The following is a 15,523-nucleotide window of genomic DNA, read 5'->3' as shown; positions in this document are numbered from 1 at the left end:
CGGCGTCGCCCTATCGCGTTCCCTCGGCGCGCAGCGCAGCCGGGGTGTAGTCCTCCAGGGTCCGGCGGATGGTGACGTCGTACATCCGACTCTCGTTGTCGAGGCCGATGGCGAGATAGCGCCCGGCCTGGAGGTCGGTGTGGACTTCCAGGGTGGTCCACAGGGCCGGAAGCTCGTAGTAGTTGACCACGTGGCCCTCCGACACCCGCCAGAGCTGATCCCGGTTGTCGTACTGGTCCACGAGCAGGATCTGCCAGCTGTCCTCGTCAACGTAGAAGGTGCGGCGCTTGTAGAGGTGGCGGGACCCCTCCTTGACGGTGGCGTCCACGACCCAGACCCGGTGGAGCTCGTAGCGCAGGTGCTCGGGGTTGACGTGGAGGGGCGTGAGGATGTCCTTGTACTTGAGTCGGTCGCTGTGGAGCTTGTAGGAGTTGTAGGGGACGTAGATCTCCCTCTTGCCCACGAGGTTCCAGTCGTACCGGTCGGTGGCGCCGCTGAACATGTCGAACTGGTCGGTGGTGCGCATGCCGTCGGAGGCCGTGCCCGGGTTGTCGTAGGCCACGTTCGGCGCCCGGCGCACCCGGCGCTGGCCGGGGTTGTAGATCCAGGCGCTGCGGGGCTCCTTGACCTGGTCCAGGGTCTCGTGGACGAGCAGCATGTCGCCGGCCAGGCGCGCCGGGGCCGTGACGATCTGCTTGAAGTAGAGGATCTTGTTCTGGAGGGCCTGCTCCGTCATCCCTTCGTGGCTGTAGACGAGCATCGACTCGTCTTCGAACTTCACCAGGGTGTAGGCACCCCCCCGGGTGGGGGCGGCCTGGGCGATGTAGCGCGCCACCGTGTCGCCCCGGTAGCGCAGCAGGTGGTTCCATATGACCTCGATGCCGCTCTTGGGCAGGGGAAAGGGGATGCCGTTCACGGCGCCCGTCAAACCGTTCCCGCCGTCCACCAACTCGGCCGTGGCGGCGCTCTTGCGAGTCATGTCGTAGATGCGCTGGGGCGCCGAGGCGCTGCGGCGGGTCGGGTAGACGGGGAGCTTGTAGGAGTCGTAAGCCTGGAGCAGGGCCTGGTGCCCGGCCGAGAGCTTGTCGGCGTACTGGGCCATGTTGGCGGCGGTGATGGTGAAGAGGATCTTGTCGTCCGGGTAGGGGTCGGGGTGGTGCATGCCGGGCCGGTAGCCGGAGGGCGGTACCGTGATGCCTCCCTCCCAGGCCGGAATGGTGCCCTCCTTGTTTCCGGCCTTCTCCGCGCCCAGGGGGGTCAGGTCCGCTCCGAGACGGGCGAGCTCCTCGGGGGTTGCCTTGGCCCAGGCCGCGCCCGCAGCCACCGCGAGGGCGAGGACCAGGGCGCCGATGCTCGACGCAGTTGCCTTCGTGCGCATGGCGATCATCTCCCGTCTCTCAGAACGAGTACTTGACGTTGAGCGCGACGAAGTCGCGGTCGTTGATCAGGTTTCGCCGCCCCGCCCCGAAGAAGCTCGTGTAGCTCAGGTCTCCCGACCAGGAGCTCAGGTAGGTGGCCCCCAGGCCCGCGGTCACGGCCCTGCGGCCTTCGAGGAAGTTGCCTCCGGGGCCGGGGGTGGTGCCGTTCACGTCGTGGGCCCAGGCGAGGCGGGGGGAGAGGTTCACGGCCCCCACGGCGTTGTTGTAGTCGAGCCGGTACACCGCCCGGTAGCCCCAGGAGTTGGCGTCGGCAAAGGCCGACGCGGGCTCGTACTTCCCCGCGGCGTGGATGCCGTGGGTGTACGCCAGGTCCTCGTTGCCGCCGATGTAGGTGCCGGGAGCCTCCAGGCGCAGGTCGTTCTTGTGGGGCATGTTGTGCACCCGGGTGTACCCCACCTCGGCCACGAGCACCGACTGGTCGGTCCACAAAAAGCCCGGGCCGAAGACCTTGGTGCCCGTGGCCTGGACTTGGGTCATGTTGCGCAGGATGTAGCCCGAGATCTCCTGGTCCAGCCTCATGTAGGTGTTCTGGAGCTGGTTCTTGTCGGCGAGATCTGCGTTGAGCCCGCCGAGGGTGGCGAACAGGAGCTCCAGGTCGTCCGCCTGGAGGGGCACGTCCCGGCGGTGGGAGACCTCGCCCTGGAGGGCGATGCCGGTGCTGCGCAGCAGCGTGTTGAAGCTCACGCCGAAGAGCTTGATGTCTTCCGGGTACTCGGTGAAGTAGCGGGCGGTCTTGGCGTAGTTGTCCAGCGCGATGGCGGAGAGCGCCGCGGTGGGGTTGTTGCCGGTTCCGGCCATGGCCGGCCCGAAATTCGATACCACGTTCTGGGAGGAGGCTGCGGCGGCTGCCTCGCTCATGCCGGCTGCCGTGCCCGCCGCCGTGCCGGCGGCTACGGCTTGCGCAGGGGTGCCCCCCGTCGCGAGGGTGCCCGCCACCGCGGGGCCGACGACTCCGACGGCGCTCGCCGCCGCCACCCCGGCGGCCGTGCCCGTGCGGGAGCTGATCACGGGAAGCCGGCTGTGGTAGTTCACGAAGAAGAAGCCGAACTCGGTGTCGTTGAGCCCCGGCGCGAACCACCGCAGGCCCAGGCCGTACTGGCCCTGGTCGTCGGCGTTGCGGGTGGAACCCCGGGGCACGGCCTGGAAGACCTCGTCTGCGGGCCTGTCTCCTCCGTCGGGGTATGCCCCGAACCCCAGCAGAACCTTCTTGCCCCCGGCGCCCACGATGTCGGACGAGCTGAAGTAGGATCCCACGGGGTCGATCTCCACCGGCTCCCAGTCGTAGAGGTACACGGCTTCCAGGTTGAGGTTCCGGCTGAGCCCCAGGGACCCCCACACCATCCCCTCGGGCACCAGGGCCTCCTTGAGCTCGGAGCCTGGCTGGCGCAGCGCCGCCACGTTGACGGGATTCAAGATGTTGATGCCGCTCTGGATGAAGGTGCTCTCCCCCCAGCTCACCACCTGCTCGCCCACCCGGAGCTGGAAGGGGCGGGTCCCCAGGTTCACCTTGCCCCAGACGTAGGCGTCGAGGAGGTCGATGTCCTTGCCCACGAGCTCCTTGGCGTCGTCCGTCAGGCTCGTGCGGTCCCGGTCGCGCCGCATGTTCTCGTAGTCGTAGAAGGCCGTGCCCCGGACGAAGGCGCCCACGTCGCGGCCCCGGACCTCGAGCTCCGAGGTGATGCGGCCCAGGTTGCTCACGATCCCCCGGCCGTAGTTGAGGTTGCCGTCGTCCCCATTGAGGGAGTAGGCCTTTCCTCCGTTGGCGACGCCGATGAGGTCCGGGTCGCGCTTCTCCACCCGCCACATGATCCCGTAGGACAGGGTGGTGTCGAGCCGGACCTGGAAGTAGTCGCCGTCATAGAGCTGGAAGGCCCCGGCGGCGGCGGGGAGAAGGAGGCAGATCGAAGCGGCGAGCGCGGCCAGGCCCCGGAAGCCCCGGGCCCGCCGGCAAGGGCGTGCGGTCTCGTGCACCGTGTTCTTCATGGGAGCTCCCCGTGGCGTGAGAGGTTGGGTCAAGGAGCCAGGACCACGGACGGGTCTGCGATCACGACCCGGCCGCCGTCGGTGGCGAGGAAGGCCGCGGCCGCCCCCTGCATGACCTGGGTGGAGGCGACGCTGGCCGTGGGGTCCAGGAGCGAGCCGTGGTCCCCCTGGGTGAAGCCCACCCAGGCGTGAAGCGGGCTCGGGCTAAGACCCTCGGCGGGGGTGGTCTCGCCGACCTGGGTCAGATTCAGGACCCGGATGAGGGGATCGGTCCCTGCCAGCACCGAGGGCACCGTGCGGGGCGCCAGGACGGGGTTGGTGGGGAGGACGTTGTTGGGAACGACCCGGTCCCCCAGCACCTCGTAGAGGAGCAGGCCGCGCCCCGCAACAGCCCCTGGAGCGTAGTTGAGGGGGTCGGCCGAGTCCAGGGCCGCCTGGGCCACGGCGAAGAAGCTCTCGTAGTCGGCGGTGCCCTTGACCAGGCCGTTGGCTGCGAGACCGGCTTCGAGCCGGGGACCGAAGGAGGCCGAGCCGTCCAGGAGCTTGGCGATCCCGCCGCCGGGCATGGCGAGCACGGCGGAGCGGACCCCCGACTCCAGGGCGAGGAACGGCGTGCCCACCATGCCGCCCAGGGAGTGGCCCAGGAAGTAGACCTCGGAGGGGTCGAGGTCCGCCCCGCCTCCGTCGTAGTCAAGCTCCTCCAGGGCCTTGGTGAGGGCGAACAGGTCGGCCACCCCCTGGCGCACGTTGTCGCGACTCGTGAGCAGGCTCGCCAGGTTGATGAAGTGGGTGCCGGAGGCGTCCGGGGTGCCGTCCGGCCCCGGGGCGCCGGTGACGTTGTCGGCCAGGTCGAGGTCGAAGGTGCGCTCGGCCACGCCCGGAAGCCGCAGCGGGTGCCCCGGCGGGAGGCCGTGGAGCGGCAGGTCGATGGAGACGGCGGCAAAACCCGCCGCCGCCAGGGAGTCGGCCACGGCGAGAACGACGGAGCGGTTGGTGGTGATGCCGTGCTGGAAGATCACCACGGGCCACTTGCCTCCCGCGGGCCTCGCGGTCCGCGGCACCGTGAGGACGAGGGGGATGGTCTGGTCCGCCGTCTTTGCCGGTCCCACGGCGGCGTTGAGGCCGGTGAGGTGCTCGCCGAAGGTGGGGACGGCGGGGAGCCAGAAGCGGGCCAGGGGTGCCGTGGGTGCCTCGGCCGAGGGTATCCCCTGGTAGTAGGGGGCGGTCAGGGTGCCCACGTACACGAAGGCGAGATCGGGACTGCCCGGGACCAGGGCTCCCGTCGTGGCGGCCGGCCCCGGCGCGACGGCCGCCGCGCCCTGGGCGAGCTCGCGAACCCGGGCCAGCACCTCTCCGGTGGACTGGGTCGTCAGGGTCCAGCTCAGCACCACCGGGTCGGTGTCCACCCCGAAGGCGGCCAGGGCCGCCTCCTGGGCCCGGACCAGGCGGCGAACGGGCTCCAGGGCCGCGGCGGGGGTTCCCGTGAGATCGTGGGGCACGGTCTTGGCGGTGAGGTAGTGATCGGCCGCCATGGCCGAACGCCCATCGGCGCTGCGGATGCCGTCGGTCAGCGCCACGAGGTAGCTCGTGCGGGGCTCGAGGGGGCGCAGGGGCACGATGACCAGGGTCCGCCCCGCGGGGTCCACCGAAGACAGGGTCGCTGCAAACTCGGCGCCGAAGGCCAGTTCGCGGGTAACGCCCGTCACGGCCCCCCCGATGCCTGTGAGGGTCACCTCGAAGACCCGCACCGTCGCCGGCGTGAGGCTGGCGGGGTCGAGTTCGGCGCTGAAGGTGGTGCTGAAGGGGGCCACCGTGGAGAACCCGTCCAGGGCGTTGAGGGTTGCCTTGAGGGCCCGGGCCCCGGCGGAGTCCGACGCCAGGACGGGAATGTTCAGGGTGCCGTCCTGGGAGCCGCTGAAGAGGAGGTTGGTGGCCGAGGGCACCACCCCCCGGGTCAGGTCGAGGTTCGCGGTGAACCCCCGGGCGGCGGGGTGACCGCCGGACGCAGGGTCCTCCTCGAAGTCCACGCTGTTGCCGGGCAGGACGTCCGAACCGCAGCCGAAGAGCAGGGCCGCGGCCAGGAGCGCGAGTGCTGCCCGCAGGGTGTTCCGCCATGGCTTGCGTCGCATGCGACCTCCTCTCGTGCTTCGGTGCAAATGCTCCCCTGGGGGCTGAAGATATGGGGAAGCGGCTACGCTGTCAATGGAATCAAAAGTCGTTCTGTTTGGATGTTGCTCAGGGCGGGAGCTGGAGTTGCCGCGCTCATTGCAGGGCGAACCGCGCCCAGTGCGCGGTGTCCGCGTGCAGAGCATCGCCCGTTTCCTTCCCTGCCTGCCCGTTCCTCGATAACAGAGAATGATTCCAAGATCTGTTCCTTCCGCGATCCTTCCGGGCGCAGGGCGGGTTCCGCCGTCCCGCAAGGGAAACTGCGGGGCACCAGGTTTCAGGGTCGAAATCGAAATCGGAATCGACGCCGACTCCGATCCCGATTTCGATTTCGACTGGGCACAGGCGAAACCAAACGTAGCGCCCCGGCGGCAGGAGGCGCGGCCTCGCCAGCGCGCCTTCTAATACGCCAGCCGCTCCATTTCCACCAGCCGCGCTGCGATCTGGTCGCGCAGGGCCACCGTGTCGGCGGGAGTGCGCCGCAGCAGGCGGCGCAGGGCCGCGAGCATGGTGGTGAGGGTATCGCCCGACTCCATGGCCGCCAGGGTCTCCCGGGCGAACCCCTCGGCCCGGGACATGGCCTCCTCGCAGGCGATGCGCGCGATGGCCACGGGAACCGCTGCAGCGGCCTCTCCCCGCTTGCCCGCGTCCTTGAGAGCCCGCAACAAGGTGGATTCTGCCGTGTAGGCGGCGATGCACAGGTCTGCGAGCCGGCTCAGGACGACCTGCTGCTCGGCGAGGGCCTTCCCATGCTTCTGGGCCGCCACCCCGGCCACGAAGAGGGCGAACTTCTTGAGGTTCGCCACGAGCTTCACCTCGGCGTCCAGGAGCCCCGTCTCCGCCTCGAGGTCGAAGCTCGGGATGCCCATGAGCTCCTCCTGGAGGGCCTTGGCCGCCTGGAAGAGGGGGATCTCCCCCTTCATGGCCTTGCGCAGCAGCATGCCGGGCACCAGCATCCGGTTGATCTCGTTGGTCCCCTCGAAGATGCGGTTGATGCGGCTGTCCCGGTAGTAGCGCTCCACCGGGTACTCGGCGCAGTAGCCGTAGCCTCCGAATACCTGCACCGCCTCGTCCACCACATAGTCGAGCGCCTCGGAGCCGATCACCTTCACCATGGCGCACTCCACGCTGTACTCCTCGATGGACTGGAGCGCCGCCGCCCCGTGGGCCCCTCCCGAGGCCAGCAGGTGGTCGATGAGGCCCACGGTGCGGTACACGGCGGCCTGGGCGGCGTAGGTGCGCACGACCATCTCGGCGAGCTTCTCGCGGATCAGGCCGAAGTCGGCCAGGCGCCTGCCGAACTGCTTGCGCTCCAGGGCATAGGCCAGGGAGTGCTCGATGGCGAAGCGGCAGCTCCCCACGCACCCGGCGCCGAGCTTGAACCGGCCGATGTTGAGGATGTTGAAGGCGATCTTGTGGCCCTGGCCGATCTCGCCGAGCACGTTGCCCGTCGGCACCCGGGCGTCCTCCAGGATCACGGTGGTGGTGGAGGAACCCCGGATCCCGAGCTTGTGCTCCTCGGGCCCCACGGTGAGGCCGGGCGTGTTCCGGTCCAGGACGAAACCGGTGAAGTGCTCGCCGTCGATCTTGGCGAAGACGATGAAGACCTGGGCGAGGCCCCCGTTGGTGATGAACTGCTTGGTGCCGTTGAGCACGTAGTGGGTGCCGTCGGGCGAGAGCACCGCCTTGGTGCGGCCCGAGAGGGCGTCGGAGCCCGCCTGGGGCTCGGTGAGGCAGTAGCACCCCACGGTGGACCCGTCGGCGAGGCCGGGCAGGTACTTCTGCTTCAGCTCCGGGGTGCCGTAGTACACGATGGGCAGGGTGCCGATGCCCACGTGGGCCCCGTACATGACCGAGAAGGAGCCCTGTCCCGACATGTTCTCGGTGATGAGGGCGCTGGAGGCCTTGTCGAGCCCCAGCCCGCCGTACTCCTCGGGCACGTCCGCCATGAGGAGCCCGAGCTCCCCGGCCTTGCGAAAGAGCCCGAGGGTGACCTCGAACTCCTTGTTCTCGATCGGATCCGAGACCGGGATCGCTTCGTTGACCACGAAGTCGCGGGCGGTCTTGGCAAACTGGAGCTGCTCCGAGGTCAGGTCCTCGGGGGTGAAGATTTCCCCCGGCGCGGTGTCCCGAACGAGGAAGCTGCCGCCTTTGACGTAGGATGCTTCGGACATGGGGGTCTCCTTTGAGAGGTGCGTGTCGCACGTTGCACGTTGCGGGCTGGGGTTCCCCCAACGAGCAACGAGCAATCCGCAACGAGCGTTGTCTTATCGCAAATTCTCGAAAATTCCCGCTGCGCCCATGCCGCCGCCGATGCACATGCTCACGGCGCCGTAGCGCACCTTGCGCCGGGGCATTTCGTGCAGGAGGGTCGCGGTGAGCTTGGCGCCGGTGCAGCCCAGGGGGTGGCCCAGCGCGATGGCGCCACCGCTGACGTTGGTGGTCTCGGGGTCGAGGCCCAGGGTGCGCATGACGGCCAGGCTCTGGGACGCGAAGGCCTCGTTGAGCTCCACGAGCCCCAGGTCCTGGATGCCGAGCCCGGCGAGCCGCAGCGCCTTTGGGATGGCCTCCATGGGCCCGATGCCCATGACCGCCGGGTCCACCCCCGCGACGGCAAAGGCGACGAAGCGCGCCAGGGGCTCGAGGCCCAGGGCGGACGCTCTTTCCGCGCTCATCACCACGGAGACCGCGGCCCCGTCGCTCATCTGGGAGGAGTTTCCGGCCGTGACCGACCCCCCCTGCCGGAAGGCGGGCTTGAGCTTGGCCAGGGCCGCCAGGGACGAGTCGGGGCGGGGCCCCTCGTCCTCGGCGTGGACGAGGGAAGTCTCCTCCACCTTCCCGTTCTTCCCAGGGGCATACCGCTTGACCTCCACGGGCACGAGCTCGTCCCGGAAGCGGCCGGCCTGCTGGGCTGCCGCCGCCCGCTGGTGGCTCTGGAGGGCGAAGGCGTCCTGATCTTCCCGGGAGACGCCGTAGCGGTCGGCCACGTTTTCGGCCGTGAGGCCCATGTTGAGGTAGGCGTCGGGCCCGGTCCGGACGAGCTCGGGGTTCACCATGATCTTGTTCCCGGTCATGGGGACCCGGGTCATGGACTCCGCGCCCCCGGCGAGCACCACCTCGGCCATGCCGGTCATCACGGCCTGGGCCGCGAGCGCGATGGTCTGGAGCCCGGAGGAGCAGAACCGGTTGACCGTCTGCCCCGGCACCGAGGGGGGGAACCCCGCCAGGAGCGCCGCCAGGCGGCCCAGGTTGAGGCCCTGCTCGGCCTCGGGGAAGGCGCACCCCAGGATCACGTCGTCCACCTGGGCGGGATCGAGCCCCGCTGTGCGCTCCAGGGCCCCCCGCAGGGCCGCGGCGGCCAGATCGTCCGGGCGGGCGGTCGCCAGCGCCCCCTTGAACGCCCGCCCCACGGGCGTGCGGATGCTGGTTACGATGACGGCTTCTTTCATGGAGTTCTCCTTGGGAGAATGGTGCGGGAATGCGCGTGGCTCGTTGCACGTGGCTTGTTGGAGGCAACCCAACCTGCAACGGGCAACGCGCAACGAGCTAGTTCCTCAACGGCTTCCCCGTCTTGAGAATGTGCTGGATGCGCTCGAGGGTCTTTCTCTGGGCGCAGAGCTCTACGAAGGCGCGGCGCTCCAGGTCGAGCAGGTAGTCCTCGTCCACCACGGTGCCGCCGTCCACCTCGCCTCCGCACAGCACCCACCCCACCTTCTCGCCCACCAGGGCGTCGTGCGCGCTGATCTGGCGGCCCTGCACCATGTTGTGGAGCATGGAGCGGATGTTGGCCAGCCCGTCGCGGCCCATCACGGCCACCTTGGCCGGACGCTGCAGGGGCTGCCATCCGGTTTCCAGAAGATCGAGGGCCGCCCGTTTGGCGTCGCCGATCAGGTGCTCGGGGTTCAGGGAGACCGCGTCTCCTCCCCGCAGGAAGCCCAGGTCGAAGGCCTCCCAGGCCGAGAGGCCGACCTTGGCCATGCCGATGGTCTCGAAGGCCTGGCGCACGAAGGGCAGGGGGTCGGCGCCGGTCCCCGCCGGCGCCCTGGACATGGCGCGCAGCAAGAGCTCCTTGGTGCCTCCCCCCGCCGGCAGGAGCCCCACCCCCACCTCCACGAGCCCGATGTACGTCTCGTGGCTCGCCTGCACCCGGTGGGCGTGCAGACAGATCTCGGCCCCACCGCCGAGAACCCGGCCGAAGGGCGCGGCCACCACGGGCACGGGGGCGTACTTGAGCGCCATGGTGCCCCCCTGGAAGGCTCGGACCATGGCGTCGATCTCGGGCAGGTTGCCCTCCAGCGCCTCGAAGAGCAGCAGCATGAGGTTTGCGCCCACGGAGAAGTTCTCCCCCTGGTTGCCCACCACCAAGGCCTGGTACGAGGTGCCGGCCTCGGCCACGGTCTTCTGGATGGCCTGGAGGATGCCGCCCCCGATGGCGTTCATCTTGGAGTGGAACTCCAGGCACGCGACCCCGTCCCCCAGGTCCACCAGGGTGGCCTCGGGGTTCGCGTAGAGCTTTCGGCCGGCGGCCTTTAGGTCGGCGAGCACGACCACCCGGGGCCGCTCTGCCACGGGCACGTGGACCTTTGCCACCGGGTCCCAGACCCGCACCGCGGTGCCCTCGCGCAGGTAGAACGAGGGGTTGGGCGACGCGGCCAGGGCCTGTACCCCCTCGGGCACGTCCCGGCCCTCGGTTGCCATACGCTCCACCGAGGCCTTCACCCCGAGGGCGTCCCAGATCTCGAAGGGGCCGATCTCCCAGCCGAAGCCCCAGCGCATGGCCCGGTCGATGGAGGGGACGTCGTCGGCCACGTCCGGGATCCTCCGGGCGGCGTAGAGGAGGGTCTCGGCGGTCAGGTCCCAGGCGAATTGGGCACCGGGGTCTTTACCCGAGACGAGCGCGGCCACCCGCCGGCCGGGGTCGTCGATCCCCTTGGTCTCGGCCAGCGCGGGGAAATCGGCCTTGCCCTTGGGGCGGTACTCGCCCCTCGCCGGGTCGATGGCCAGGGTAACCTTGGCGCCGCCCTCCTTCACCACCTTGTAGAAGCCCGCGCCCGCCTTCTGGCCCAGGAGCCCTTGCTCCACCATGGCCGCGAGCCAGGGCGGAAGCGCGAAGACCTCCCGGCGCTCGTCGTCCGGGGCGCCCTCGTACTGGGTGCGGGCCACGTGGGCGAGCACGTCCAGGCCCACGAGGTCGGCGGTGCGGAAGGTGGCCGACGCGGCACGGGCCAGGGCCTTCCCGGTGAGGGCGTCGACCTGCTCCACCGTCAGACCGTGCTTCTCCATGGCCCGCAGGGTGTAGAGCATGGAGAAGACCCCCACCCGGTTGGCGATGAAGTTCGGGGTGTCCTTGGCGAAGACCACGCCCTTGCCCAGTCGGTCCTCGGCGAAGCGGGCGAAGGCGTGCAGCGCCTCGGGGTCGGTGGTCCCGGCGGGCACCAGCTCCATCAGGTGCATGTACCTGGGCGGATTGAAGAAGTGGGTGCCGAAGAAGCGCGGCCGCAGCTCCTCGGGCAGGGCTTGCGCCATGGCGTCGACCGAGAGGCCCGAGGTGTTGGTGGTGAGGAGGGCTCCGGCCTTGAGGTGCGGCGCGAGCTTGGCGAAGAGGGCGGTCTTGATGTCGAGGCGCTCCACCACCGCCTCCACCACCCAGTCCACGGCCGCGAGCCGGGGCAGGTCGTCTTCCAGGTTGCCGGGGGTGACGAGGGCGGCCCGGTCCCGGTGGCCGAAGGCCGCGGGGCTGGCCTTGAGCGCCTTCTCGATCCCTTCCCGGGCCAGGCGATTTCGCACGTGGGGGTGTGCGAGGTCCTGACCTTTCTTCTTCTCGTCCTCGGTGGGCTCCCGGGGCACGATGTCCAGGAGCAGGGAGGGGATGCCGGCGTTGGCCAGGTGCGCCGCGATGGCGCTCCCCATGACGCCGGCTCCCAGCACGGCTGCCTTGCGGATGGGCATGGAGGGTCCTCCTGTGGAGTGGGTCGATTCGCCCCGAACGTCGGGGCATGGGCCGCGTCAAGAGGGGAGAGGCGGTTGGGGCGGACTGCGGATCCCGTTGAGAAGCACGTCGAGAAGGGGCGCGGCCTGGGGCGCCAGGGGCCCCCGGTTCGGCCTGAGGATCCAGGCCGACACGGTCTCGTCCACCGCCCCGAAGACCACGCGCCGCAGCATGCGGGTGCCCACGTCGGCGCGCACCTGCCCCGCGGCCTTCCCCTCCTCGAGCACCGCCTCGATGCGGCGGGCATACTCCCCCAGGGGTCCCGCGATGGCGGTGCGCACCGAGGTCTCGGGCTGCCGGAGCTGGAACTGGAGGAAGGAGGCGACGTCGGGATCGCCCTCCATGAGCTCCAGGTGCATCTCCACGAGTCGGCGCAGCTTGCCCAGGGGGCAGGGGATCGCGGCGATCTCCCGGTCGAGGCGGGCGAAGAGCGTCTCGAGCACCCGGCGAAACGCGCTGACCAGGAGGTCTTCCTTGCTCGGGAAGTAGAGGTAGATGGTGCCGTCCGCCACGCCGGCCTCCCGGGCCACCTGGGCGACGGTGCAGTTGTGGTAGCCCTGGCGGCTGAAGGCGCGCACCGCGGCGTCGAGGATCTCCTGCTGCCGCTCGGCCTTGCGGTCGGCCGATCGGTTCATCTCGCCTCCCGGTAGAGGGCTTCCAGGCGGTCCTTGTAGTGCTCCGTGACCTGCTTGCGGCGCACTTTCATCGTGGGGGTCACCTCGCCCTCCCCCATGGAGAACTCGTGGGGAAGCAGAACGAACTTCTTGACGCTCTCGTACGAGGCGAGCTCGGCCTTGCGCTGGAGCTGCTCGATGAGACGGGCATAGTAGTCGAGGATGTGGGGGTCCTGGACGAGCTCCTCGACCGGCTTGTCGGGCAGATTCTTGAGCTGTGCATAGCGTTTGAGCCAGTCGGGGTCGGGCACGATAAGGGCCGAGACGAAGTTCTTCCGGTCGCCGTAGAGCATGGCGTCGGCGATGTACTTGCTGAGCTTGAGGACGTTCTCCACCTTCTGTGGGGCCACGTTCTTGCCGCCCGCCGTGACGATCAGGTCCTTCTTCCGGTCGGTGATCTTCAGGAACCCGTCGGCGTCGAACTCGCCGATGTCGCCGGTCAGGAAAAACCCGTCGTCGGTGAACACCTCCCTCGTGGCCTGCTCGCTGCCGTAGTAGCCCGAGAAGACGCTGGGCCCCTTCACCAGGATCTCTCCGTCGTGGGCGATGCGTACCTGGAGGTTGGAGAGGGGGGGGCCCACGGTGCCCACCTTGTTGCGGGTGGGGGTGTTGACGGCAATCACCGGCGAGGTCTCGGTGAGGCCGTATCCCTCGAAGATCCGCACGCCGATGGCGTTGAAGAACTTTCCGAGCTCGGGAGACAGGGGGGCTCCCCCCGAGATGAAGAAGCGCAGCCGTCCCCCCACCTTCTGGCGGATCTTGGCGTAGACCAGGCGGTCCGCCAGTGCGTACTGGACCTTGAGCCCCAGGGGAAGTTGCTGACGCGCGGCCTGGAGCTCTCCGACCTTTCTCGCTACGCCCAGCGCCCAGAAGGTGAGGGCTTTGACCGGCGCCGGGGCGTCTGCGGCCTTCGCCTGGATGCCCGCGTAGACCTTCTCGAAGATCCGCGGCACGCTCACCGCCACGGTCGGCCCCACCTCCCCGAGGTTCTGGGCCACGGTGTTGAGGCTCTCGGCATAGGCGATCACGGTGCCGCAGTACAGCATCAGGTAGTACCCCCCCATGCGCTCCAGGATGTGGGCCAAGGGAAGATGGGCCAGGCACACGTCCCCGGGGCCGAGGTCAAACTCCTCCAGGCTCGCCTCCACGTTGGAGAGGATGTTGCGGTGGGTGAGGGGAACCCCCTTGGGCTCGCCCGTGGTGCCGGACGTGAAGAGGATGGTGGCGACATCGTCGGGTTGCGCGGCGGCCACACGCTCGGCAAGCACTTCGGGATCGCGCTGCTCGCCCTCGGCGGCCAGGGCAGCCAGGGTGACCGCCCGGGGGTCGTCGACCCCCTCCAGGGCTTCGGACTCCATGGCCACCACGAGCTCGAACCCCGGCACCCGGCCCAGGAGGGGTAGAACCTTCGCCGCCTGCTCCGCGTCCGACGCAAAGACAACCGTGGCGCCGCTGCGCTCCAGGAGCTCCCGGATCTCCCGTGGGGTAAGGGTAGGGTAGAGGGGCACCGTGAGGGCGCCGGCCGTGAGGATGCCGGTGTCGGCCACGGCCCATTCGTACCGGGTGTGGCTGAGGAGTGCGACCCGGTCGCCCACCCGCAGCCCCCGGGCTGCCAGACCCCGGGCCACCCGCGTGACATACCCGTAGAACTCGGCCCAGGGGACGTCGCGGTAGGTACCCCCCTGCTTCACCCGCATGCAGGGGCGTTGCTTCCAGCGGTCGTGGCGGTCGCGTATCATCTGGGGCAGGGTCATGGGCGCCTCTGAATGAATATTCATTCGATGACCCGAGCCTAGATGGCCCGCGGCGGGGTGTCAAGGGGAAAGAAACTGTGTTTTGGCAATTTATGGGTGGTCCGTTGGGGTTTGCGGGTTGGAGAGGACCGGCGGGGAGGCGATGGGCGGCGAAAGGGAGGAACCGTGACGGGGGCCAGGGCCGGGAGCAGGGGGAGCACGCTGCGCGTCGCTTTCGTGGAGGGGTTTTGGGGAGGAAGCCACCGGGCGGCGGCGGAGGGGTGGGCGGCCCGTAGCCGCCACCAGGTCTGCCTGCTCCACCTGCCCGCGCGGTTCTGGAAATGGCGCATGCGGGGGGCCGCCTTTGCGTTCGCTCGGCAGCTGCGGAGCCGGGAGGAGGCCGGGCTGCCGCCGCCGGACCTTGTCTTTGCCACCAACATGGTGGACCTCGCCCACCTGAGGGCGCTCCTTCCCCGCCGGATGGCGGCGGTCCTCTACTTCCACGAGAACCAGGCCTCCTATCCTCCCCCCCTGGACCGGGAGGTCCCGGAGCGGGACCTGGGGTATGCGTTCACCGACCTCGCCAGCGCCCTGGCCGCCGATCGGGTGGCCTTCAACTCGGGCTCCCAGCGCGACGGCTTCTTCCGGGAGATGGGGGGCCTCGTCCGCCGCATGCCCGATGCCCGGCCCCTGTGGGCGCTCGACGAGGTGCGGTCCAAGTCCCTGGTGCTGCCGCTCGGGATTCGCCTCGACGACTTCCCCCCGGTGCCGGCTCGAGGGGGGGCGCCGCCCCTGGTGGTGTGGAATCACCGCTGGGAGTGGGACAAGGACCCGGACACGTTCTTCCGGGTGCTGGGGCGCCTGTCGGGCCGGGGCGTCCCGTTTCGGGTGGCGGTGGCGGGAGAGGGGTACCGCCGTGCCCCGCCGGTCTTCCAGCAGGCCCGCGCCACGCTGGGGGAGCGCGTCGTCCACTGGGGAAACGTCTCGGACCGGGGCGCCTATCTGCGCCTGCTCAGCCGAGGGGACGTGGCGGTGAGCACAGCCCGGCACGAGACCTTCGGCATCAGCCTGGTGGAGGCCGCCTTTGCCGGGGCCCATCCCCTGGCGCCCCGGGCCTTGAGCTACCCGGAGATCCTCCCGCCGGAGCTCCACGCAAGGTGCCTCTACGAGGGGGAGGCGGACCTGGAGGCCCGCCTGGAGGCGCTCGTCACCGGCCGGACGGCGCCCGTGGCGCCCGCCGCGCTTCGGGCTCTCCTGGGGGACCACGACTGGGGGAAGCGGGCCCGGGAGTGGGACGACCTCGTCGCCCAGGTCGCCCGAGACGCCGGTGCCCCCTGACCAAAGGCATGCCCCCCCGACGTCGGGGTAAGGCGGGGCGTCTCCGGGATCCACAGGCTGGGCGGGGAGCGGGTTCGGGGAACCCCTACGCTCCGCCGTGCAATTCGCGACGCTTCGAAGGCGCAGGCCCAGCGGACTAGGTGCTCCGAGCATCATCCGTTTCAGGAGCATTGCCCGCTTCGGTCGATGCGGCGCACGGCT

At 69.7% G+C, this 15,523-nt stretch carries 9 protein-coding genes; 1 reads left to right on the top strand and 8 read right to left on the bottom strand.

Annotation, left to right across the window (positions count from 1 at the left end; genetic code table 11):
- Positions 1 to 10 precede the first annotated feature (10 nt).
- From AB1578_08230 to AB1578_08195, 8 genes are all read right to left on the bottom strand, one after another.
- Complete coding sequence (locus tag AB1578_08230; GenBank protein ID MEW6487887.1) at positions 11 to 1,378, bottom strand: DUF1329 domain-containing protein; 1,368 nt, start codon at positions 1,376 to 1,378, stop codon at positions 11 to 13.
- 19 nt (positions 1,379 to 1,397) lie between these two features.
- Positions 1,398 to 3,422, bottom strand: coding sequence for a DUF1302 domain-containing protein (locus tag AB1578_08225; protein MEW6487886.1), 2,025 nt, complete (start codon positions 3,420 to 3,422; stop codon positions 1,398 to 1,400).
- A gap of 29 nt (positions 3,423 to 3,451) precedes the next feature.
- Positions 3,452 to 5,551, bottom strand: a complete 2,100-nt coding sequence (locus AB1578_08220) for a lipase (protein ID MEW6487885.1) — start codon at positions 5,549 to 5,551, stop codon at positions 3,452 to 3,454.
- Positions 5,552 to 5,989: 438 nt separating this feature from the next.
- Complete coding sequence (locus tag AB1578_08215; GenBank protein MEW6487884.1) at positions 5,990 to 7,762, bottom strand: acyl-CoA dehydrogenase family protein; 1,773 nt, start codon at positions 7,760 to 7,762, stop codon at positions 5,990 to 5,992.
- Between the two features lie 93 nt (positions 7,763 to 7,855).
- Positions 7,856 to 9,037 (bottom strand): acetyl-CoA C-acyltransferase, encoded by a 1,182-nt coding sequence (locus AB1578_08210; GenBank protein MEW6487883.1) that lies wholly within the window; start codon positions 9,035 to 9,037, stop codon positions 7,856 to 7,858.
- Positions 9,038 to 9,134: 97 nt separating this feature from the next.
- Positions 9,135 to 11,537: a 3-hydroxyacyl-CoA dehydrogenase/enoyl-CoA hydratase family protein gene (locus tag AB1578_08205; GenBank protein ID MEW6487882.1), complete on the bottom strand. Its 2,403-nt coding sequence runs from the start codon at positions 11,535 to 11,537 to the stop codon at positions 9,135 to 9,137.
- Positions 11,538 to 11,594: 57 nt separating this feature from the next.
- Entirely contained in the window at positions 11,595 to 12,212 is a 618-nt protein-coding gene (locus tag AB1578_08200; GenBank protein ID MEW6487881.1) for a TetR/AcrR family transcriptional regulator, read from the bottom strand.
- Positions 12,209 to 14,005 (bottom strand): long-chain fatty acid--CoA ligase, encoded by a 1,797-nt coding sequence (locus AB1578_08195; GenBank protein ID MEW6487880.1) that lies wholly within the window; start codon positions 14,003 to 14,005, stop codon positions 12,209 to 12,211. Before AB1578_08195 ends, AB1578_08200 begins: the two co-directional genes overlap by 4 nt.
- Positions 14,006 to 14,170: 165 nt before the next feature.
- Here AB1578_08195 and AB1578_08190 point away from each other — a divergent pair, with 165 nt between their 5' ends.
- Positions 14,171 to 15,322, top strand: a complete 1,152-nt coding sequence (locus AB1578_08190; protein MEW6487879.1) for a DUF3524 domain-containing protein — start codon at positions 14,171 to 14,173, stop codon at positions 15,320 to 15,322.
- The last annotated feature ends 201 nt before the right edge of the window (positions 15,323 to 15,523 follow it).

The sequence above is a fragment of the Thermodesulfobacteriota bacterium genome (genome assembly GCA_040756475.1).
GTDB lineage: Bacteria > Desulfobacterota > Deferrisomatia > Deferrisomatales > JACRMM01 > JBFLZB01.
This window is presented reverse-complemented; position numbering and strand designations above follow the sequence as displayed.

Excerpts from the sequence above, each read along its gene's own strand:
- AB1578_08230 (MEW6487887.1), bottom strand. The coding sequence starts at position 1,378 with ATGCGCACGAAGGCAACTGCGTCGAGCATCGGCGCCCTGGTCCTCGCC.
- AB1578_08225 (MEW6487886.1), bottom strand. The coding sequence starts at position 3,422 with ATGAAGAACACGGTGCACGAGACCGCACGCCCTTGCCGGCGGGCCCGG.
- AB1578_08220 (MEW6487885.1), bottom strand. The coding sequence starts at position 5,551 with ATGCGACGCAAGCCATGGCGGAACACCCTGCGGGCAGCACTCGCGCTC.
- AB1578_08215 (MEW6487884.1), bottom strand. The coding sequence starts at position 7,762 with ATGTCCGAAGCATCCTACGTCAAAGGCGGCAGCTTCCTCGTTCGGGAC.
- AB1578_08210 (MEW6487883.1), bottom strand. The coding sequence starts at position 9,037 with ATGAAAGAAGCCGTCATCGTAACCAGCATCCGCACGCCCGTGGGGCGG.
- AB1578_08205 (MEW6487882.1), bottom strand. The coding sequence starts at position 11,537 with ATGCCCATCCGCAAGGCAGCCGTGCTGGGAGCCGGCGTCATGGGGAGC.
- AB1578_08200 (MEW6487881.1), bottom strand. The coding sequence starts at position 12,212 with ATGAACCGATCGGCCGACCGCAAGGCCGAGCGGCAGCAGGAGATCCTC.
- AB1578_08195 (MEW6487880.1), bottom strand. The coding sequence starts at position 14,005 with ATGACCCTGCCCCAGATGATACGCGACCGCCACGACCGCTGGAAGCAA.